General features: G+C 69.4%; 20 protein-coding genes and 2 tRNA genes. 14 read left to right on the forward strand and 8 right to left on the reverse strand.

Going from position 1 to position 20,646, the window contains the following annotated elements; translation table 11 throughout:
- Positions 1-6: 6 nt before the first annotated feature.
- The 6 genes from rsmG to rpmH all read right to left on the reverse strand — a co-directional run bounded on the left by rsmG (position 7) and on the right by rpmH (position 3,279).
- Entirely contained in the window at positions 7-675 is a 669-nt protein-coding gene (gene rsmG / locus PT931_RS01045; protein WP_456243820.1) for a 16S rRNA (guanine(527)-N(7))-methyltransferase RsmG, read from the reverse strand.
- A 296-nt stretch (positions 676-971) separates the two neighbouring features.
- The gene (locus tag PT931_RS01050) at positions 972-1,466 is read right to left on the reverse strand and encodes a Jag family protein (RefSeq protein ID WP_456243908.1); all 495 of its coding nucleotides are present in this window, start codon (positions 1,464-1,466) and stop codon (positions 972-974) included.
- 92 nt (positions 1,467-1,558) lie between these two features.
- Positions 1,559-2,470, reverse strand: a complete 912-nt coding sequence (yidC, locus tag PT931_RS01055; protein ID WP_456243821.1) for a membrane protein insertase YidC — start codon at positions 2,468-2,470, stop codon at positions 1,559-1,561.
- A complete protein-coding gene (gene yidD / locus PT931_RS01060; protein ID WP_363729132.1) occupies positions 2,467-2,709 on the reverse strand; it encodes a membrane protein insertion efficiency factor YidD in 243 nt (80 codons plus the stop codon). The genes yidC and yidD overlap by 4 nt, the downstream gene beginning before the upstream one ends.
- A 14-nt stretch (positions 2,710-2,723) precedes the next feature.
- The gene (rnpA, locus tag PT931_RS01065) at positions 2,724-3,107 is read right to left on the reverse strand and encodes a ribonuclease P protein component (protein WP_456243909.1); all 384 of its coding nucleotides are present in this window, start codon (positions 3,105-3,107) and stop codon (positions 2,724-2,726) included.
- A gap of 34 nt (positions 3,108-3,141) precedes the next feature.
- Complete coding sequence (gene rpmH / locus PT931_RS01070; protein WP_363729134.1) at positions 3,142-3,279, reverse strand: 50S ribosomal protein L34; 138 nt, start codon at positions 3,277-3,279, stop codon at positions 3,142-3,144.
- 254 nt (positions 3,280-3,533) lie between these two features.
- Between rpmH and dnaA the strand changes: the two genes are divergently transcribed.
- From dnaA to PT931_RS01135, 13 genes are all read left to right on the forward strand, one after another.
- Positions 3,534-5,324 carry a chromosomal replication initiator protein DnaA gene (gene dnaA / locus PT931_RS01075; protein ID WP_456243822.1) on the forward strand — a complete coding sequence of 597 codons (1,791 nt, stop codon included), beginning with the start codon at positions 3,534-3,536 and terminating at the stop codon, positions 5,322-5,324.
- Between the two features lie 499 nt (positions 5,325-5,823).
- Entirely contained in the window at positions 5,824-6,966 is a 1,143-nt protein-coding gene (dnaN, locus tag PT931_RS01080) for a DNA polymerase III subunit beta (protein ID WP_456243823.1), read from the forward strand.
- Between the two features lie 33 nt (positions 6,967-6,999).
- Complete coding sequence (gene gnd / locus PT931_RS01085) at positions 7,000-7,875, forward strand: phosphogluconate dehydrogenase (NAD(+)-dependent, decarboxylating) (RefSeq protein ID WP_456243824.1); 876 nt, start codon at positions 7,000-7,002, stop codon at positions 7,873-7,875.
- A 2-nt stretch (positions 7,876-7,877) separates the two neighbouring features.
- On the forward strand, positions 7,878-9,008 hold the full coding sequence (gene recF / locus PT931_RS01090) for a DNA replication/repair protein RecF (protein WP_456243825.1): 1,131 nt from the start codon (positions 7,878-7,880) through the stop codon (positions 9,006-9,008).
- Positions 9,009-9,058: 50 nt separating this feature from the next.
- Positions 9,059-9,652: a DciA family protein gene (locus PT931_RS01095; protein ID WP_456243826.1), complete on the forward strand. Its 594-nt coding sequence runs from the start codon at positions 9,059-9,061 to the stop codon at positions 9,650-9,652.
- Between the two features lie 33 nt (positions 9,653-9,685).
- A complete protein-coding gene (locus PT931_RS01100; protein ID WP_456243827.1) occupies positions 9,686-10,138 on the forward strand; it encodes a hypothetical protein in 453 nt (150 codons plus the stop codon).
- A 309-nt stretch (positions 10,139-10,447) separates the two neighbouring features.
- Positions 10,448-12,448: a DNA topoisomerase (ATP-hydrolyzing) subunit B gene (gene gyrB / locus PT931_RS01105; RefSeq protein ID WP_456243828.1), complete on the forward strand. Its 2,001-nt coding sequence runs from the start codon at positions 10,448-10,450 to the stop codon at positions 12,446-12,448.
- A gap of 76 nt (positions 12,449-12,524) precedes the next feature.
- A complete protein-coding gene (gyrA, locus tag PT931_RS01110) occupies positions 12,525-14,987 on the forward strand; it encodes a DNA gyrase subunit A (protein WP_456243910.1) in 2,463 nt (820 codons plus the stop codon).
- 3 nt (positions 14,988-14,990) lie between these two features.
- Positions 14,991-15,686, forward strand: a complete 696-nt coding sequence (locus tag PT931_RS01115; RefSeq protein WP_456243829.1) for a DUF3566 domain-containing protein — start codon at positions 14,991-14,993, stop codon at positions 15,684-15,686.
- Between the two features lie 326 nt (positions 15,687-16,012).
- A complete protein-coding gene (locus tag PT931_RS01120) occupies positions 16,013-16,453 on the forward strand; it encodes a GNAT family N-acetyltransferase (RefSeq protein WP_456243830.1) in 441 nt (146 codons plus the stop codon).
- A gap of 125 nt (positions 16,454-16,578) precedes the next feature.
- A tRNA-Ile gene (locus tag PT931_RS01125) sits at positions 16,579-16,652 on the forward strand.
- A gap of 42 nt (positions 16,653-16,694) precedes the next feature.
- Complete coding sequence (locus PT931_RS01130; protein WP_231398964.1) at positions 16,695-16,823, forward strand: DLW-39 family protein; 129 nt, start codon at positions 16,695-16,697, stop codon at positions 16,821-16,823.
- Between the two features lie 36 nt (positions 16,824-16,859).
- Positions 16,860-16,935, forward strand: a tRNA-Ala gene (locus PT931_RS01135).
- Between the two features lie 362 nt (positions 16,936-17,297).
- Here the strand turns inward: PT931_RS01135 and PT931_RS01140 are convergent.
- Positions 17,298-19,004, reverse strand: coding sequence for a proline--tRNA ligase (locus PT931_RS01140; RefSeq protein ID WP_456243831.1), 1,707 nt, complete (start codon positions 19,002-19,004; stop codon positions 17,298-17,300).
- 80 nt (positions 19,005-19,084) lie between these two features.
- On the opposite strand from PT931_RS01140, the gene PT931_RS01145 reads away from it, so the two are divergent.
- The gene (locus PT931_RS01145; RefSeq protein WP_456243832.1) at positions 19,085-19,843 is read left to right on the forward strand and encodes an SGNH/GDSL hydrolase family protein; all 759 of its coding nucleotides are present in this window, start codon (positions 19,085-19,087) and stop codon (positions 19,841-19,843) included.
- A 7-nt stretch (positions 19,844-19,850) separates the two neighbouring features.
- Here PT931_RS01145 and PT931_RS01150 read toward each other — a convergent pair whose 3' ends face one another.
- A complete protein-coding gene (locus tag PT931_RS01150) occupies positions 19,851-20,642 on the reverse strand; it encodes a maleylpyruvate isomerase family mycothiol-dependent enzyme (protein WP_456243833.1) in 792 nt (263 codons plus the stop codon).
- Positions 20,643-20,646: the final 4 nt, after the last annotated feature.

Raw genomic sequence — 20,646 nt, forward strand, 5'->3', positions numbered from 1 at the left:
GCGTAGCTACCGGCCTCGGCTGCGCCGGCTTCCTCCCTGCGAGATCACGCGCTCCCGGACCACCTCGACCACTGTCGTCTCGGGGTCGATCAGTCCGGCGCCGCAACTCAGTACCCGTGCCTGTCCACCGCCAAGCCTGAGCATCACATTGCGGTGCTCAGCGATCTCCTCGGCAGCCGTCGAACCCTTCATCGCCAGCATCCGACCACCGACCGCCGCCAGCGGCAGGCACCAACCGGCGAGCCGGTCGAGCGGCGCGACCGCGCGGGCGGTGACGATGTCGGCGGGTGCCAGGCGACCCACCAGCTCCTCGGCGCGGCCCCGGACCACCGTGACCCCGGTCAGGTCCAGCTGGTCGACGACCTCGTCCAGGAACGCGGTACGACGCGCGAGCGGCTCCACCAGGGTCACCTGCAGATCCGGTCGGGCCACAGCTAGGACGATACCGGGCAATCCAGCCCCAGAACCGACATCCACGACAGACGCGCCTAACGGGATCAGTTCGGCCACGACGGCGCAGTTGAGCAGGTGCCGGTCCCAGATCCTCGGGGCCTCCCGGGGCCCGATGAGCCCCCGGACGACGCCCTCGGTCGCGAGCAGCTCCGCGTACGCGATCGCGGCGTCGAGCTGGTCGCCGAAGACCTTGCGCGCGGCGGTCGGCGGCGGGCCGGGCACGGGGTCAGCCGCCGGGTCGGACGCATCCGGTCGCGGCGAGGTGGTCGCCGACCCCGGGTCGCCCGCTGATGGAGCGCCGGTGGCCGGCACGGAGCCCGCCGTAGTCTCTCGGTCCGAAGACGAACCCGGAACGGCCCCGGCACCGGAAGACTGCCCGGAGCCGGGCTCAGTGCCGGACAGCGACCCGGAACCCGGAGCGGCCCCGGTGCCGGGGTTCGGCCCCGGACCCGACGGGTCCGCGGAGTCGGACAACGCCCCGGAACCCGGGAAGTTCTCGGAACCCGACGAGGAAGCGGTCACTCCGGCAGCACGACGACGCGACGGGCCGGCTCGGCGCCCTCGGACTCGCTGCGGACCCCGTCCATGGCCGTGATCACGTCGTGCACGCACTTGCGTTCGAACGCGCTCATCGGCTCCAGCGTCACCGCCTCGCCGTCCTTCAGGACCCGCTCGCCGGCGGTCTTGGCGAGCGCGCCGAGCTCCTTGCGCCGGCCGTCGCGGAAACCGCCGACGTCGACGAGGAGGCGGCTGGGGTGGCCGGTCTGCGCGTACACCGCGAGGCGGGCCAGTTCCTGGAGCGCCTCCAGGGTGGCGCCGCGCGGGCCGACCAGCCCGTCGAGGTCCTCGCCGACGATCTCGACCAGCGGACGGCCGTTCTGGACGACCTCGTCGATGTCGCCGTCGTAGTCGAGGATGTCGAGCAGACCCTCCAGGTAGTCGGCGGCGATCTCGCTCTCCCGGAACAGGGTCTCCGCGTCAGCCTGAGCCCGAACCGGCTTCTCGGCCACCACGACGTCGTCGGTCTCGGCCTGCGGGGTGCTCGTGTCGGTCACTGTTGTTCTCTCCTAGCTCCGGCGTCGAGGCGCCAATGGTCTTGGGGCGCCTAGCGCCGGGCGCCGCGCTTCTTCTGGTTGGCGGGCTTCACACCGGGCTTCGGAGCCTCGACGGTCAGCTTGGCGGCGGCGTCCACGTCCTTGGACTTCTCGCCGATCTTGACCGCGGCGGGCGGCGGCGGGTACTTCTTCAGCACCCAGAACTGCTGGCCCAGCGAGAACAGGTTCGTGGTGACCCAGTAGATGATGACGCCGATGGGGAAGAGGTAACCCGAGATCAACAGCGTGAACGGGATGCCGTACAGCATCAGGCGCTGGATCATCTTCTGCTGCGGGTCCTCGGACCAACCGGTCTTGAGGATCATCTGACGGCTCGTCAGGAACGTGGTCGCCATCATCATCAGGATCAGGATCCCGGCGACGATCTTGATGTTCAGCGGGCTGGTGCCCATGTCGGTGAGGAAGCCGCCCTGGTCGGGGAACTTCGCCGCGATGGGAGCGCCGAACAGCTTGGCGTGCGAGGCCTTGTCGAACTGCTCAGCCGTCCAGGTGTACAGCGTCGGCTTGTGCGTGCCGTCCGGCACCAGGCGGCGCAGGACGTGCAGCAGGCCCAGGAAGACCGGCATCTGGAGCACGAGGGGGAGGCAGCCCATGAGCGGGTTGGCCTTCTCCTTGCGGTAGAGCTCCATCATCTCGCGCTGGAGCGTCTCCTTGTCGCCCTTGTGCTTGAGCTGAAGCTCCTTCACCTTGGGCTGGATGGCCTGCATCGCCCGCTGTGACCGGATCTGCTTCACGAACAGCGGGAACAGGATGATCCGGACCGTGATCACGAGGAAGACGATCGCGAGGACCCAGGACCAGTTCGTGCCGAGGACGACCTTGTCAGGGACGATCATGTCCCAGAGTTCGTGCCAGCGCAGAAGTAGCCACGAAATGGCAATGTAGATCCAGTCGAGACTCACGTCGCGGCTCCAGTCACGTCGCCTGGGTGGCGGTTCGCCGGGGGTACCGGGTCATAACCGCCGGGGTGGAATGGTTGGCAGCGCAGCAGCCGCCGGAGCGTCAGCCAGGCCCCTCGAAGAGCACCGTGCGTGGCCAACGCCTCTAGAGCGTAGGCGCTACAGGACGGGTGGAACCGACAGCGCGCCGGCAGCGCCGGACTCACCCATCGACGGTACGCGACGATAGGAAACGAGAGCACACGGGCCACGGGTGTCACCGCTCACCGCCGCGGTGCCGCCGGGCCCGTGCCGCGGCGAGAGCCTCGTCGAGGTCGGAACCCAGTTGGGCGTACGTACGGTCGGCCGCCGCCGGCAACGCGCGCACCACGACCGCGTCGTCCGGGCCGAGGAGCCCGAGCCGGTCGCGCATCAGGTGCCGAAGACGGCGTTTGACCCGGTTTCGTACCACCGCGTTGCCGACCGCCTTGGACACGACAAAGCCCGCCCGGGGAGTGTGTCCCTCCGGGCGGGTTGTCGACTGCTCGGTGGCGGTGCCGGCCAGGTGCACCACGAGGGCGCCCCGGCTCGCACGTCGGCCGCCGCGGACGGTCATGCTGAAGTCGATGCGGCGGCGCAGCCTCGATGCGGCAGGCAGCACTTTCAACGGCTCCGTATGACCGGGCCTGTGCGGCTTAGGCCGACAGAGTGACGCGACCCTTGGCGCGACGCGCCGAGAGGATGGCGCGGCCGGCGCGGGTCCGCATGCGAAGCCGGAACCCGTGGGTCTTCGCGCGCCGGCGGTTGTTCGGCTGGAAGGTGCGCTTGCTCACGTCACGGTCTCCGTACTCTCAGGTGGTACTCATAAGTCTTCGTGGTGGTCCACGTACGCGGACACGCCGCGTCGTCCACCCTAGCAAAGGGTCTCGCCGGCGACCCTTCAGGGTAGACCTACGCCGCCGTGCCGTCCGACACACGAAGCCCGGACACGCCGCGAGGGGCGTGACTATCATGCCTGAGTCCTGCGGGGTTGAGGACCTGTGGAAAACTCGCCACAGCACGCAATCAACCAGGGGGAGGCGCGGCGGTGACCGACAATCCGGTCGACCTCGCGAAGGTTTGGACGTCGGCGACCGAAGAGCTCTCCGACGGACTGATCTCGCCCCAGCAGCGTGCCTATCTCCGGATGACCCGGTTGCGGGCGCTCGTGGAGGACACGGCGCTGATCTCGGTGCCGGACACGTTCACCCGCGACGCGATCGAGACGAAGCTGCGTCCGGCGATCACCGACGCGCTGTCCCGCAGGCTGGGCCGGCCGATCCAGGTCGCCGTGACCGTCCGCCCTCCGGACCCGGTCGTCACCGACGCGCCGGCGCCGCAGCTCGCCCAGCCCCAGCCCCAGCCGACCCCGCCTCCGGTCGAGCGCGAGCGGACCCCCGCGTCCGCCCCGCCCGGGGTGCTGCCGTTCGAGGCCCAGCCCGAGCAGCCCCCGGCCCGGCCGCGCCGGTCCCGCCGGACGGCCGAGCACCCGCCGGCCGAGCCGCCCCAGCAGTCGACCCAGACGTTCACGCTGCCCGGCCTGTCGAACCCGACCGAGTACGACCAGGTGATCGCCAACCACGCGACCGCCGACGCGCTGGAGGCCGAACGCAAGGGCGGCACCGCCGCGTTCGCCGAGGTCGCCCCGCCGCTGCCCTCCCAGGCCCAGGGCCTGTCGCACGGCAGCGGGGGCAGCGCCCAGGCGGCCGTGGCCCGGGCGACCGACCCGGCGCGCGGCGAGCAGCCGCACCCGGCCGACTACGTCCGGCGCGGCTCGGCCGGCCGGGACGCCAAGGCGGACAGCGGGCTGGCCCGGCTGAACCCGAAGTACATGTTCGAGACGTTCGTGATCGGCTCGTCCAACCGGTTCGCGCACGCCGCGTCGGTGGCGGTGTCGGAGTCACCGGCGAAGGCGTACAACCCGCTGTTCATCTACGGGCACTCCGGGCTGGGCAAGACCCACCTCCTGCACGCCATCGGGCACTACGCGACGACGCTGGGCAACGCCCGCAGCGTCCGGTACGTGTCGACGGAGGAGTTCACCAACGACTTCATCAACTCGCTGCGGGACGACAAGACGAGCGCGTTCCAGCGCCGGTACCGCGACGTGGACATCCTCCTGATCGACGACATCCAGTTCCTGGAGAACCGGGAGCGGACCCAGGAGGAGTTCTTCCACACCTTCAACACGCTGCACAACGCGAACAAGCAGATCGTGATCAGCTCCGACCGGTCCCCCCGGCAGCTGGCGACCCTGGAGGACCGGCTGCGGACCCGCTTCGAGTGGGGCCTGCTCGCCGACATCCAGCCGCCGGACCTGGAGACCCGGATCGCGATCCTGCAGAAGAAGGCCGCGCAGGAGCGGCTGTTCGCGCCGCCGGAGGTGCTGGAGTTCATCGCCTCCCAGATCTCCTCGTCGATCCGCGAGCTGGAGGGCGCCCTGATCCGGGTCACCGCGTTCGCGAGCCTGAACCGCACGTCGGTGGAGCTGTCGCTGGCCCAGGAGGTCCTGCGGGACCTGATCCCGGTCGGCGAGGCGGCGGAGCTCACGGCGGACCAGATCATGCAGGAGACCGCCGAGTACTTCGGGGTCACGATGGAGGACCTGCGGGGCCACTCGCGCTCCCGGCTGCTGGTCGGCGCCCGCCAGGTCGCCATGTACCTGTGCCGCGAGCTGACGGACCTCTCCCTGCCCCGGATCGGGGCCGCGTTCGGCGGACGGGACCACACGACGGTCATGCACGCGGACCGCAAGATCCGTCAGCAGATGGCCGAGCGGCGTTCGCTGTACAACCAGATCGCCGAGCTGACCAACCGGATCAAGCTCCAGGCTCCCTGATGCCCCCGGCACTCCGCGGGGCACCGAACTCCGCGACTCCATCCATGATCACCTATCTAGGCGGATTCGCGCCTCCACAGCCTGTGGATAACTCTGTGGATATACCTGTGGACGACCTGTGGATAACGTCCTGTTCCTGTGGACAACGGCCCAAGATCTGTGGATATCCCTGTGGACGGGGTTATCCACAGTTTGTGCAAAACCCTGTGGATATCCTGTGGATAACTAGGCTCTGCCTGTGGACAGGATGTGGACAACTTTGGGCCTGTGGAAAACTAGGGCAGTTACCCACAGCTGCGTCCACAGGTTGTCCACAGGGTATCGACGGTGCTCACCTGCGGAAACGACGGTTATCCACAGTATCCACAGGACCGATTACTACGACTGTTAGTTCTTAGAAAGAAAGAAAAGATCAATAACAGGCTGGGGAAACCTGTGGAGAAGCGTTCTCCTCGACACCGCAGCCAAGCAATCTACAAAGCTCGATGAAGGGGGCAGCATGAAGTTCCGGGTGGAGCGAGACGCGTTCGCCGACGCGGTGGCGTGGACGGCCAAGAGCCTGCCGAACCGACCGCCGGTGCCGGTGCTCGCCGGAGTGCTGCTGCGGGTCGCGGACGGACACCTGACGGTCTCGGGCTTCGACTACGAGGTGTCGAGCCAGGTGCGGGTCCTGGTGAACGCCGAGTCCGACGGCGTGACGCTGGTGTCCGGTCGACTGCTCGCCGAGATCACCAAGTCGCTGCCGAACAAGCCGGTCGACCTCGCCGCCGTGGGTTCGCACCTGGAGCTCACGTGCGGCAGTGCGCGGTTCACCCTGCCGACGATGCCCGTCGAGGACTACCCCACGCTCCCTGAGATGCCCCCTACGGCCGGTCAGATCGACGCTGCGGCCTTCGCAGCCGCTGTTGCACAGGTGGCCATAGCCGCGGGCCGTGACGACACCCTGCCGATGATGACGGGCGTCCGGCTCGAGTTCGAGGGCGAGACGCTCACGATGCTCACCACCGACCGGTTCCGGCTGGCGCTGCGCGAGCTCACCTGGAACCCGGGCGAGCCCGGCGCGAGCTTCCAGGCGCTCGTCCCGGCCCGCACGCTCGCGGACACCGCCAAGACCCTCGGCCCGCTCGGCGGCAACGTCACGATCGCGCTGGCGGCCGACGGCGTGGGCGAGGGCATGATCGGCTTCGCGGGCGAGGGACGTCGGGCCACCAGCCGGCTGCTCGACGGGGACTACCCGAAGCTGCGGTCGCTGTTCCCGGACTCGTACAACGCGCAGGCCCGGGTCAAGGCCTCCTCGCTCGTCGAGGTCGTCAAGCGCGTCGCCCTGGTCGCCGAGCGGTCCACCCCGGTGCGGCTCAGCTTCAGCGAGGACGGCCTGGTCGTCGAGGCCGGCGGCACGGAGGACGCGCGGGCCAGCGAGGCTCTGGACTGCGAGTACACCGGCGAGCCGATGACGATCGCGTTCAACCACCAGTTCCTGCTCGACGGCCTGTCGGTGCTCGACGCGCCGATGGCGGTGCTGTCGTTCACCAACGCGATGAAGCCCGCGGTCCTGTCGGCGGGGGTCGAGGACGCGAGCGGGGACGCGGACGCGAAGGCGGCGTACCGGTACCTGCTGATGCCCATCAGGTTGAACAGCTAGGGTCATCGGGTAGGCCACGCGGAAGGGGCGGACATGCAGCTCGGGCTCGTCGGACTCGGGAAAATGGGCGGCAACATGCGCGAGCGGTTGCGCCGCGCTGGGCACGAGGTGGTCGGTTACGACCGCAACCCGGAGGTCTCCGACGTCGCGAGCCTGGCCGAGCTGGTCGAGAAGCTGGCCGCCCCGCGCGCCGTCTGGGTGATGGTCCCGGCCGGCGCCCCGACCCACGACACGGTCGTCGAGCTGGGCGAACTGCTGGGCGAGGGCGACATCGTCATCGACGGCGGCAACTCCCGCTTCACCGACGACGAGGCGAACGCGGCGTACCTGGCGCCCAAGGGCGTCGGGTACGTGGACGCTGGCGTCTCCGGCGGCGTCTGGGGCCTGCAGAACGGCTACGCGCTGATGGTCGGCGGGGCGGACGCGGACGTGGCCCGGCTGATGCCGATCTTCTCCTCGCTCAAGCCCGAGGGCGAGTACGGGTTCGTGCACGCCGGCAAGGTGGGCGCGGGCCACTACGCGAAGATGGTGCACAACGGCATCGAGTACGGGCTGATGCACGCCTACGCCGAGGGCTACGAGCTGCTGGAGGCCTCCGAGCACGTCACGAACGTGCCGGAGGTCTTCAAGTCCTGGAAAGAGGGCACGGTCGTCCGGTCCTGGCTGCTGGACCTGCTGGTCAACGCGCTGGAGGAGGACCCGCAGCTGGCCGGGATCAAGGGCTACGCGGCGGACTCGGGCGAGGGCCGCTGGACGGTCGAGGAGGCCATCCGGCTCGGCGTCCCGCTGCACGTGATCACCGCCTCGCTGTTCGCCCGGTTCGCCTCCCGCCAGGACGACTCGCCGGCGATGAAGGCCGTCGCCGCGCTGCGCAACCAGTTCGGCGGCCACGCCGTCAAGACGAACTAACCGTGTACGCCCGTCACCTCGAGCTCGTCGACTTCCGCAGCTACGAGAAGCTGTCGATCGAGCTCGAGGCCGGGCCGAGCGTCTTCGTCGGCCCCAACGGCCAGGGCAAGACCAACCTGCTCGAGGCGCTCGGCTACGTCGCGACCCTCGGCAGCCACCGGGTCGCCACGGACGCGCCGCTGGTCCGCTCCGGGTCCGACCGGGCCGTGGTGCGCACCGCGATCGTGCACGACGGCCGGGAGCTGCTGGTCGAGCTGGAGATCGTCCCGGGCAAGGCCAACCGGGCCAGGCTGAACCGCGCGCCGGCCAGCAGACCGCGCGACATCCTCGGCGCCCTGCGGATGGTGCTCTTCGCCCCGGAGGACCTTTCGCTGGTACGGGGGGACCCGGGTGAGCGCCGGGGCTTCCTGGACGAGCTCCTGGTGGCCCGCCAGCCCCGGTACGCGGGGGTGCGCGCCGACTACGACCGGGTCGTCAAGCAGCGCAACGCGTTGCTCCGCACGGCGTACCTGTCGCGGAAGACCGGGGCCGGCTCGCGGGACCTGTCCACTCTGGACGTGTGGGACAACCATCTCGCCCAGCACGGGGCGGAGCTGCTCGCCGGCCGGTTGGAGCTGGTCACGGCGTTGCGCCAGCCGGTGGAGGACGCCTACAACGCGGTGAGCCAGGGCAAGGGCACCGCGCTCATCGAGTACCAGTCGAGTCTGGGTGAGGATCTTCCGGGTTCCGACCGGGGGCTCCTGACGGCCCGGCTGCTCGACGCGCTCGCCCAGGCCCGCAGCCAGGAGATCGAGCGCGGCGTGACCCTGGTCGGCCCGCACCGCGACGAACTGAGACTCCAACTCGGCGACCTGCCCGTGAAGGGCTATGCGAGCCACGGCGAGTGCTGGTCCTACGCGCTCGGCATGCGCCTGGCGAGCTTCGAACTGCTCCGCTCGGAGGGCATCGAGCCGGTGCTGGCCCTCGACGACGTGTTCGCCGAGCTGGACACCTCCCGGCGGGACCGGCTGGCCGAGCTGGTCGCCAGCGCCGGCCAGACCCTGGTGACCTGCGCGGTCGCCGGGGACGTCCCGCCGGCCCTGCAGGGGGCGCGCTACGACGTGGCCGGCGGGGAGGTGCGCCGTGTGCTGTGACCAGTCCTCGCCGCGCGCGTGGCGCGACATCGCGGACGTCGAGGTGCGTCGTGCCCTCTGACGAGACGGCCCGGCCCGAACGCCGGCATCCGGTGACCCCGGGCCAGCCCGCCGCCACGCCGCCACCGACCGCCAAGCCGGCCGGCGAGCCGCTCCGGGGCCCCGACCTGGCCCGGGCGGCCCTGGAGGCGGCCCAGAAGCGCACGGCGGAACGGCGCGCGACCCGCAAGCCGCCGGGCGCGCTGGAACGCCGCAAGCGCGGCTACAGCGGTCCTGGCCCCGACCCCCGCGACCCGCAACTGATCGGGGCGCTCCTCGGCAAACTGATCAAGGATCGGGGCTGGCAGAAGCCGAACGCCGAGGCCAAGGTCTTCGGCTCCTGGGAGAAGGTCGTCGGCCCGGACATCGCCGCGCACTGCCGGCCGGTCAAGCTGGACGACGGCGAGCTGACGGTCGAGGCGGAGTCCACCGCGTGGGCCACCCAGCTCCGGCTGATGACGGCCCGGCTGCTCGCCCAGATCGCCAAGGAGATCGGGCACAACGTCGTCAAGCGGCTGAACATCCACGGGCCGAGCACCGGCCGCGGCTACCAGGGCCCGCGCTGGGTACGGGACCGGCCGGGGCCGCGCGACCAGTACGAGTAGCGCCGGCTTGACACCGGCCACATCCTGGACGCTATGAGCGTCATCGGCATCCTCGTGCTGTTCGTGATCCTGTTCGCCGTCGTCGCGGCGCTCGGGGCGGTGGTCGCGGCCCTCGTCGCGGCCTCGAAGAAGTCCTCCGGCGGCCAGCCGGGCGGGTACCGGCAGTCCCCGGGCTACCTGAACACCCTCTACCCGCAGCACGGCTCCACGCCGCACGGTGACCCGAACCAGAACCAGGCCGCCGTGCCGTACTACGACCCGGCCGTGGGGTACAACCCCGGAAGCCCCCAGGTGGACTACACCTCCCAGCCGGCGGATGTCGGCTCGTGGCAGGACCGCCCGGCGCAGGATGTCGGCTCGTGGTCGGACTCGGGTTCGTCGTCCAGCTCGTCGTCGGACTCGGGTTCGTCCTCGTCGTCCTCGGACTCCGGATCGTCCTCCTCGTCGGATTCCTCGTCCTCGTCGTCGAGCTCGTCGAGCGAATGACCCCAGCTCGTCGAGTGACTGACGGCGCGCTCTGGGTTACGCGTACAAAATCGGATTTAGGGTTCTTAAATAACTAAAAACCCTCAGTGGCAGGGTCGCGGGTGTCATTATCGGCCCCTGGGCAGACTCCGACCCGAGCAACCTGGCCCGCGTGGGGGGATGCCAACCTGGGTCAGTTCCGGGCCCTACGGCGACTTGAGGGCGTCTGGTGCATGTTCTGTCGGTGGGGCGCAGTAGGATTACTGCGAAGCAGCCGATCAGATCCGCGCGTACGGGCGTCGGGGGTGCCCAGCGCCCTGACTTGACGCCGTGCCCGTGCCGACCTGCCGCCCCCGACCGGGGCGGAGAAAGCGACCAAGGGTGGCAGCGCCGAAGCAACAGCAGGACGACTACAGCGCCAGTTCACTGACCGCGCTGGAGGGCCTCGAAGCCGTCCGCAAGCGGCCCGGTATGTACATCGGTTCCACCGGTGAGCGGGGCCTGCACCACCTCGTGTGGGAGGTCGTCGACAACTCGGTCGACGAGGCCCTCGCCGGGTTCTGCGACACGATCCTCGTGACCCTGCTGCCCACCGGCGGCGTCCGGGTCGTGGACAACGGCCGAGGCATCCCGGTCGACATGCACCCGAAGCTGAAGAAGCCGGGTGTCGAGGTCGCGCTGACCATGCTGCACGCGGGTGGCAAGTTCGAGGGCAAGGCCTACGCCGTCTCCGGTGGTCTGCACGGCGTCGGTATCTCGGTGGTGAACGCCCTGTCCACCGAGGTCGAGGTCGAGATCAAGAAGTCCGGCCACGTGTGGCGGCAGTCCTACCGCAACTCCAAGCCGTCGACCGAGCTGGTCAAGGGCGAGGCGACCACCGCGACCGGTACGACGATCACGTTCCAGCCGGACCCGAAGATCTTCGAGGTCACGGTCTACAACTTCGAGACGATCTACCGCCGGATCCAGGAGTACGCGTTCCTGAACCGCGGCCTCACCATCGTCCTGCGCGACGAGCGGGTCGAGGGCGACGAGGAGCCGCGCGAGGTCGTCTTCTGCTACAAGAACGGCATCTCCGACTTCGTCCGGCACCTCAACGCCAGCAAGAGCCCGATCCACAAGACGCTGGTCGAGTTCGACGCCGACGGCGAGAACATGTCGCTCGAAGTGGCGATGCAGTGGAACGAGTCGTACGGCGAGAGCGTGTACACGTTCGCCAACACGATCAACACCCACGAGGGTGGTACGCACGAGGAGGGCTTCCGGGCCGCGCTGACGACGATCGTCAACAAGTACGGCGCGGAGAAGAAGTTCCTCAAGAGCGACGAGAAGCTCACCGGTGAGGACATCCGCGAGGGCCTCGCCGCGATCATCTCGGTGAAGCTGGCCAACCCGCAGTTCGAGGGCCAGACGAAGACGAAGCTCGGCAACACCGAGGTGAAGAGCTTCGTGCAGAAGGCCTGCAACGAGTGGATGGTCGACTGGTTCGAGCGGAACCCGACCGAGGCCAAGACCATCATCGTGAAGGCCTCGCAGGCCGCCCGGGCCCGGGTCGCCGCCCAGCAGGCCCGCAAGCTCGCCCGGCGCAAGAGCCTGCTCGAGTCCGGCTCGATGCCCGGCAAGCTCGCCGACTGCCAGTCGACCGACCCCCGGCTGTCGGAGATCTTCATCGTCGAGGGTGACTCGGCCGGTGGCTCCGCCAAGCAGGGCCGCGACCCGAAGATCCAGGCGATCCTGCCGATCCGGGGCAAGATCCTCAACGTCGAGAAGGCGCGGATCGACCGGGCGCTGAAGAACAACGAGGTCCAGGCGCTGGTCACCGCCCTGGGCACCGGGATCCACGACGAGTTCGACGCCGAGAAGCTGCGGTACCACAAGATCGTGCTCATGGCCGACGCCGACGTCGACGGCCAGCACATCAACACGCTGCTGCTGACCCTGCTGTTCCGCTTCATGCGGCCGCTGGTCGAGCTGGGCCACGTCTACCTCGCGCAGCCGCCGCTGTACAAGATCCGGTGGAACAAGAAGGGCGACGACATCCAGTACGCGTTCTCGGACCGTCAGCGTGACTCGCTGATCCGGGAGCGCCAGGAGTCCAAGCCCAACGCCAAGCCGGACGAGATCCAGCGCAACAAGGGTCTGGGCGAGATGAACCACCACGAGTTGTGGGAGACCACGATGAACCCGGCGACGCGCACGTTCCTGAAGGTCACTCTGGACGACGCCGCAACCGCCGACGAGCTGTTCAGCGTCTTGATGGGTGAGGACGTGGAGTCGCGCCGGAACTTCATCCAGCGCAACGCCAAGGATGTCCGGTTCCTCGACATCTGATCGCTCTGTCGACTAAGCACATACGAGTGAAGGGTTACCTGTGACGGAGACGACCATCCCGCCGGCCGGCGGTGCCATGCCGGAGGAAGGCGATCGGGTCGAGCTGGTCGGCATCGAGGTCGAGATGCAGCGCTCGTTCCTCGACTACGCGATGAGCGTGATCGTGGCCCGTGCGCTGCCGGACGTGCGCGACGGACTCAAGCCGGTCCACCGCAAGATCCTGTACGCGATGTACGACAGCGGCTACCGGCCCGACCGGGGCTTCGTGAAGTGCTCGCGCGTCGTCGGCGACGTGATGGGCCAGTACCACCCGCACGGCGACTCGTCGATCTACGACGCCCTGGTCCGGATGGCCCAGCCCTGGTCCCTGCGGTACCCGCTGATCGACAGCCACGGCAACTTCGGCTCGCCGGGTAACGACCCGCCGGCCGCCATGCGGTACACCGAGGCGAAGCTCGACCCGCTGGCCATGGAGATGCTCCGGGACATCGACGAGGACACGGTCAACTTCGGCCCGAACTACGACGGCCGCGCGACCGAGCCCGAGGTCCTGCCCGCCCGGATCCCGAACCTGCTGGTCAACGGTTCCGAGGGCATCGCCGTCGGTATGGCCACGAAGATCCCGCCGCACAACCTGCGCGAGGTCGCCAAGGCCGTGCACTGGTGCCTGGACAACCCGGACGCCGACGAGGCCGAGACGCTCGACGAGCTGGTCAAGATCGTCCAGGGGCCGGACTTCCCGACCCACGGGCTGATCGTGGGCCGCCAGGCGATCGAGGACGCGTACCGCACGGGCCGCGGCTCGATCCGGATGCGCGCCGTCGTGGAGGTCGAGGAGGACGCCCGCGGCCGCGCCGTGCTCGTCGTCACCGAGCTGCCCTACCAGGTGAACCCGGACAACCTCGCCGAGCGGATCGCCGACCTGATCAAGGACGGCAAGCTCACCGGCATCGCGGACATCCGCGACGAGTCCAGCGGCCGGACCGGCATGCGGATCGTCATCGTCCTCAAGCGGGACGCGGTCGCGAAGGTCGTGCTGAACAACCTGTACAAGCACACCCAGCTGCAGGAGACGTTCGGCGCGAACATGCTGGCCCTGGTCGACGGCGTGCCGCGCACGCTGAACCTGGCCCAGTTCCTCCGGCACTACGTGGCCCACCAGCTCGAGGTCATCGTCCGCCGCACCCAGTACCGGTTGCGGAAGGCCGAGGAGCGGGCCCACATCCTGCGCGGTCTCGTCAAGGCGCTCGACGCCCTCGACGAGGTCATCGCGTTGATCCGCCGCTCGATGAGCACCGAGGAGGCCCGCAACGGCCTCATGGAGCTGCTCACCGTCGACGAGATCCAGGCGACGGCGATCCTCGACATGCAGCTCCGCCGCCTCGCGGCCCTGGAGCGGCAGAAGATCATCGACGAGCTCGGCAAGATCGAGCTGGAGATCGCCGACTACCTGGACATCCTCGCCAAGCCGGAGCGCCAGCGGAAGATCGTGCGCGACGAGCTCAACGAGATCGTCGAGAAGTGGGGCGACGACCGGCGCACCCGGATCATCCCGTTCGACGGCGAGGTCTCGATGGAGGACCTCATCGCCCGCGAGGACGTCGTCGTGACGATCACCCGGACCGGGTACGCCAAGCGGACCAAGGTCGACCTCTACCGCTCGCAGAAGCGCGGCGGCAAGGGCGTCTCCGGGGCCACCCTGCGCCAGGACGACATCATCAACCACTTCTTCGTGTGCTCCACCCACGACTGGGTGCTGTTCTTCACGAACAAGGGCCGGGTGTACCGGGCGAAGGCGTACGAGCTCCCCGAGGCGTCGCGGACGGCCAAGGGCCAGCACGTGGCCAACCTGCTGGCGTTCCAGCCGGACGAGCAGATCGCCCAGATCATCGAGATCCCGAACTACCAGGTCTCCCCGTACCTGGTGCTGGCGACGAAGGCCGGCCTGGTCAAGAAGACCAAGCTGGAGGACTTCGACTCCAACCGTTCGGGCGGCGTCATCGGGATCAACCTGAAGGACGACGACGAGCTCGTCGCGGCCCAGCTGATCTCCCCGACCGACGACCTGCTGCTGGTGAGCAAGAAGGCGCAGGCCATCCGGTTCGAGGCCACCGACGAGGCGCTCCGGCCGATGGGACGCGCCACGTCGGGCGTCATCGGTATGCGCTTCGGCGAGGGTGACGAGCTACTGTCGATGGAAGTAACTCGGGAGGGAATGGACATTCTCGTAGTTACCGACGGTGGATTCGCGAAGCGGACCCCCATCGAGGAGTACCCGGTGCAGGGCCGGGGCGGCAAGGGCGTGCTCACCGCCAAGATCACCTCACGCCGGGGTGGCCTCGTCGGAGCCGTCGCCGTCCAGCCGGAGGACGAGCTGTTCGCGATCACGTCGAATGGCGGAGTTATTCGGACTCCGGTGAAGCCCGTGCGCAGGACCCGTGATCGGAACACAATGGGTGTCAAGTTGATGGAACTTCCCGACGGTGTGACGATCGTGGCTGTTGCCCGTAATGCCGACGAGCCGGACGAACAGGAATAGCCGATGACGGAGACACAGGCGAAGAGCTCGGCGTCGACCGGGTCTACGGGGGACCCCGGGGAGGCCGGCGCTGCCGGCCGCGCGGCGGTAGGGCGCGCCACAGTCCCCGGAGAAGCGGCACCCTCGACGGCCAAGTTCACCCGCCCGCCGGGCATGAACCCGCCGCCGGACAGCCTGCCGGCCAACGCCCCCGTGGCGGTGGCCCGGCCGGTCGGGACGGCGCAGGCCGCCCAGCCCATGCCCGCCGGCGGTGTCGGCGCCAAGGGGCCGGTCGCCGAGGCCGTCCGGGCGGCGCGGGCCACCGTGTCCGCCGCGGCCTCGCGTGGGCCCAGGCGGGCCCGGCTGCACCTCAAGCGGATCGACCCGTGGTCGGTCATGAAGTTCTCGTTCGCCGTGTCGGTGGTGCTGTTCATCGTCATGGTCGTGGCCACGTCGGTGCTGTACCTGGCGCTGGACGCGATGGGCGTCTTCGACACCCTGAACAAGACCCTCGCCTCGCTGATCGGTTCGACCGGCGGTGAGGCCAAGGGTGGCGCGAGCTTCAAGATCACGGCACTGGGTGTGATCGGTACGTCGGCGGTGCTCGGCGTGGTGAACATGGTGCTGTTCACGGCCCTGTCCACGCTGGGGTCGTTCATCTACAACGTGTGTGCCGACCTGGTCGGTGGAGTGGAGCTGACTCTCTCCGAGAAGGAGTGAGTCGGGGGTACGTTTCGGGAAGGGTCCTCGCCGGTGGCGGGGGCCCTTTTCGTGTGCCTGGGAGCGGGTGGGGCCGGTGGGGGCTGGGAGCGTCAGGTGGGACGTGGGGCGGGCTGGCAACGTCAGATGGGGCAGGGGGAGCCCGGCAACGTCAGATGGGGCAGGGCGGGGCCCGGGTGGGGAGGGCCGGCCGGTAGGCCTTGGGGGCGGGTGCGCGGGCCGGTCGTCGGTCAGCGGGTCGGTCGGCACACGTAACCGTCCAAGGGTTCGGCTCGTGACATCGCTCGGAAACGGGTGCGTAACAGGGGCTGCCTAGCGTCGGGGGCATGGAGATCCAGCCGCGCCCGGCCGACAGCCCCGACGTCGCCGCCCTGGTGGCCGCACAGCAGGCGGAGATCGCCGGGCGGTACGCACCCGAGGAGGAGTCCGGCGGCTTCCCTATGGACGCCACAGCCCGGTTTCTGGTCGCCTTCCTCGACGGTGCCCCGGTCGGCTGCGGTGCGATCCAGACCCTGGAGCCCGGGGTGGCGGAGCTGAAGCGGATGTACGTCCGGCCCGACCACCGCGGACGAGGGCTGTCGCGAAGGCTCCTGACCACATTGGAGGATGCGGCCCGGGCGGAGGGGCACGCGGAGATCCGGCTGGAGACGGGAACCCGGCAGGGCGAGGCGATCGGGCTGTACTCGTCGGCGGGGTACGCGGAGATCCCGTTGTTCGGGCACTACGTCGGGTCGGAGTTCAGCCGGTGCTTCGCCAAGCGGCTCTGAGCGCCAGGTCCCGAACGGCCCGCGACCAGCGCGGGAACCCGGGGCGACCAGGGGCCGTCAACGGGGGTGGGGTCCCGATTTGAGGGCCGGGAGGACGTGGGGTAAAGTTTGCTCTCGCGTGTCACGGGGCTATAGCTCAGTCGGTTAGAGCGCAGAGCTGATAACTCTGAGGTCGCTGGTTCGATTCCAGCTAGCCCCACCCAGGATTGAACAACGCTCGATCGCTTAGGGAGCTACCCCGATGCTGAAGAAGATCATCATCATCGCCGGCATCCTCGGGGTCGCCGCGTTCGTCGTCAAGAAGGTCAAGGACGCGAACGACGAGCGCGCCCTGTGGCACGAGGCCACCACCTCGCCCGACCTGCGATAATCAACCCCGGCGCCCGGGGCACCACACGGCCGCCGCGGGGACGTAGCTCAATTGGCAGAGCACTGCCTTTGCAAGGCAGGGGTTAGGGGTTCGATTCCCCTCGTCTCCACCAGTACGACGCACCGGCACCACGCCGCACCGCACCAAGTCGCAGTACGAACCACGCTTACGATCCGTCATCCCGTTATCCACACAGGCTGTGGATAACTCTGTGGATAACCATCAGCACCCTGTGGACAACCCACGGGGTGCGATCTTCTGCACACATGTTTATCCACAGGCTGTGGACAACTTCTGGGGACAATGCCCCCTTCGTTACGCCCCACTTTAGGGGGATCTGAGCGCTCCGCGTGGGGGTTTCACGTGAAACAAGCAGCCTCCTGGGGCCAACGGTCCGAAATCAGCCTTCTGTGAAGTACAGCCCCCGGTGTCGGGAGACACCGAGGGCTGTGGACAACGCGAGGCTGTGGATAACTAGAGAAGCCTCACAGTCAGTGACTCCAACGACACGTCCTCGCGGGTACCCGACCGGCGGTTGCGGAGCTCGACGAAGCCCTCGGCGTACCGGCGGCCGAGTACGACGCACGTCGGCGCGCCCAGGAGTTCCGCGTCGGTGAACTTCACCCCGGCGGACACCCCCTGGCGGTCGTCGACGAGCACGCGCAGGCCCACAGACTCCAACGAGGCAGCCAGTTCGAGGGACGCGGCCGTCTGCTCCTTGCCGAGTGCCACGATGTGCACCTGGAACGGGGCCACCTCGCGCCCCCAGCACAGCCCGCGCTCGTCGTGCTGCTGCTCGGCGATGGCGGCCACCACCCGGGACACCCCGATGCCGTACGAGCCCATCTGGATCCGGATCCGCTCGGAGTCCGGGCCCAGGGCGTCGAGCCCGAAGTCGTCGGAGAACCGGGTACCCAGCGCGAAGATGTGCCCGATCTCGATCCCGCGCTCCATGGCCAGCCCCTCGCCGCAGGTGGGACAGGGATCCCCGGCCAGGACCGCGGCGGCCTCGATCGTGCCGTCCGGGGTGAAGTCGCGCCCGCAGACCACGTCCACGGCGTGCCGGCCGGCCGCGTTGGCCCCGGTGACCCAGGCGCTGCCGGGCACCACCCGGGGATCCACCAGGTAGCGGACCCCGGTCAGGTCCTGCGGCCCGATGTAGCCGGGCACGAGCTGGGGGTACGCGGCGAAGTCCTCGAACATGGTGACCGTGGCGGGGAAGAGCGCCGCCTCGACCCGCTTCATGTCCACGTCGCGGTCGCCGGGGACGCCGATGATCAGGGGCGTGGTCGTGCCGTCGGTCGCCCGTACCGCCAGGACGACGTTCTTCAGGGTCTGAGCCGCCGTGATGTCGAAGCCGAGGGCCCGCACGACCGTGACCAGGGACTCGATCGTGGGGGTGTCGGGGGTGTCGATCACCGTGAGCGGGCCGGCCGCCGTGACGGGCGCGGCGGGCACCCGGGTCACCACCGCCTCGACGTTGGCCGCGTAGCCGCACTTCGAGCAGCCCACGAACGTGTCCTCGCCCACCTCGGCGCGCGCCAGGAACTCCTCCGACCCCGAACCGCCCATCGGACCGGACATCGCGTCGACCACGGCGTAGTCGAGCCCGAACCGGTCGAAGACGCGCTGGTAGGCGGCCCGCTGGGCGGCGTAGGAATCCAGGAGCCCCGCTTCGGAGATGTCGAACGAGTACGCGTCCTTCATCAGGAACTCCCGGCCGCGCAACAGCCCGCCCCGGGGCCGCCGCTCGTCGCGGAACTTGGTGCCGATCTGGAACAGGGTCAGGGGGTAGTCGCGGTAGGAGGAGTAGAGATCCTTCACGAGCAGCGTGAACATCTCCTCGTGGGTGGGGCCGAGCACGTAGTCGGAGCCCCGGCGGTCCCGGAGCGTGAACATGTCCTCGCCGTACTCGGTGAACCGGCCCGACGTGTCGTAGACGTCGCGGGGCAGCATCGCGGGGAAGGACACCTCCTGGGCGCCGGCCGCGGCCATCTCCTCGCGGATCACCCGGGACACCTGGTCGAGCAGCAGCCGACCCAGCGGCAGCCACGTGTAGGAACCCGGGGCGACGCGGCGGACGTACCCCGCGCGCAGCAGCAGTCGGTGGCTCGGCACCTCTGCCTCGGCGGGGTTCTCACGGAGCGTGCGCAGGAACAAGGTCGACATTCTGTTCACCATGCCCGCTGAGTATTCGCTGTAAGGAGGGTCATTACCAGCGAGTTAGGCGTTGGGGCCGACCGAGTTGTAAAACTGTCTTCATGCGCTGGTCCAGCTTTGTCGCGGTGGGAGACAGCTTCACCGAGGGGATGGATGACGCCCTGCCCAGCGGGGCGTACCGGGGCTGGGCCGACCTCGTCGCCGCCCGCCTCGCCCAGGAGGGCCCCCTGCGCTACGCCAACCTGGCCGTGCGCGGCAAGAAGTTCGACGCCGTGGTCGACGAGCAGGTCCCAGCGACGCTGCGGATGCGCCCCGACCTGGTCAGCTTCGCCGCCGGCGGCAACGACGTGCTCCGCCGCAAGGTCGACCTGCCCAAGTTGATCGAGCGGTTCGACGAAATCGTCCGGATGCTGCGGGCCAGCGGGGCGGACGTGCTGCTGTTCCAGTTCGCCGACTTCGGGGCCCGGCTGCCCGGCAAGGCGCTGATGCGGGCCCGGACCCAGACCATGAACGAGGCCGTCCGGGCGGCGGCGAAACGGCACGGGGCGCACATCGTCGACATGCACGGCGACCGGAGCCTGGACGATCCGCGCCTGTGGAGCATCGACCGGCTGCACCTCAACGCCGCCGGGCACCGCCGGGTCGCCGCCCACGCCCTGGAGGCCCTGGGGGTCCCGCCGGAGCCGGCCTGGCGCGCGGAGCTGCCCCCGGCGGCGCCGGCCCCGTGGCTGACCCGGCGGAAGGCCGACGCGCTGTGGGTGCGCGAGCATCTCGCGCCGTGGATCCAGCGCCGTCTGACCGGGCGGTCGTCGGGGGACGGGCGGGACGCCAAGCGGCCGGAACTGCTGCCGTTCGACTAGGCGAGCCTCAGGGCGTGACCACCAGCGCCTGCACCACCCGCAACCCCAGTTCGACATTCCCCAGGTACGTCACCGGCGCCCGGTTCGGCGGCAGCCGCCCGCTGCACAGCCGGGCGAACGTCTCCCAGCTCGTGTTCAGCACCACCGACGCGTGCCCGGTCGACGCCCGCGCCACCCCGAGCCCGTCGGGATCCACCGCGATGTCCGTGTCGAACGACAGCTGCCCGGTCACCTCCAGCCGGACCACCTGCCCCGGTTCGGCCCGGGCCTCCCTGGCCACCAGCCTCGGCAGGGCGTGCAGCAGCTGAGACCGGACCACCCGGGCCGCCGAGGAGTCCAGGTTGCCGGGCCGGCCGACCGCCCGGCGCAGGTCCTGCTCGTGGGTCCAGCAGTCGTACACCCGGGTGGCGACCGCGTGGTCCACCGGAGCGTCGAAGCCCCACGGGGTCGGGACCTCGTCCGCGCCGTCCTGGGCGGCGAGCTGGGCCGAGCGGCGCTCGTACACCTCCTGGAACTCGGCCAGCAGGGTCGCCGTCGGCACGTCGCGGCGTTGCAGGACGTGCACCTCGGTCCACCGGTCGAAGTCCGTGCGCACGTGGTCCAGGTCCGGCAGGTCGTACTCCGGGCGGTCGCCCAGGACCCACTGTTCCGCGCCGATCAGGTGGGACACGATGTCGCGCACCGACCAGGCCGGGCACTCGGTGCTCCGGTCCCAGTCGGCCGGACTGAACTGGTGGGCGAGTTGCAGGGACGCGCCGTAGGTGTGGCGCCAGGCGTCGGCGTGCTTGGGGGAGGCCATGACA

This window comes from Longispora urticae (genome assembly GCF_053902585.1).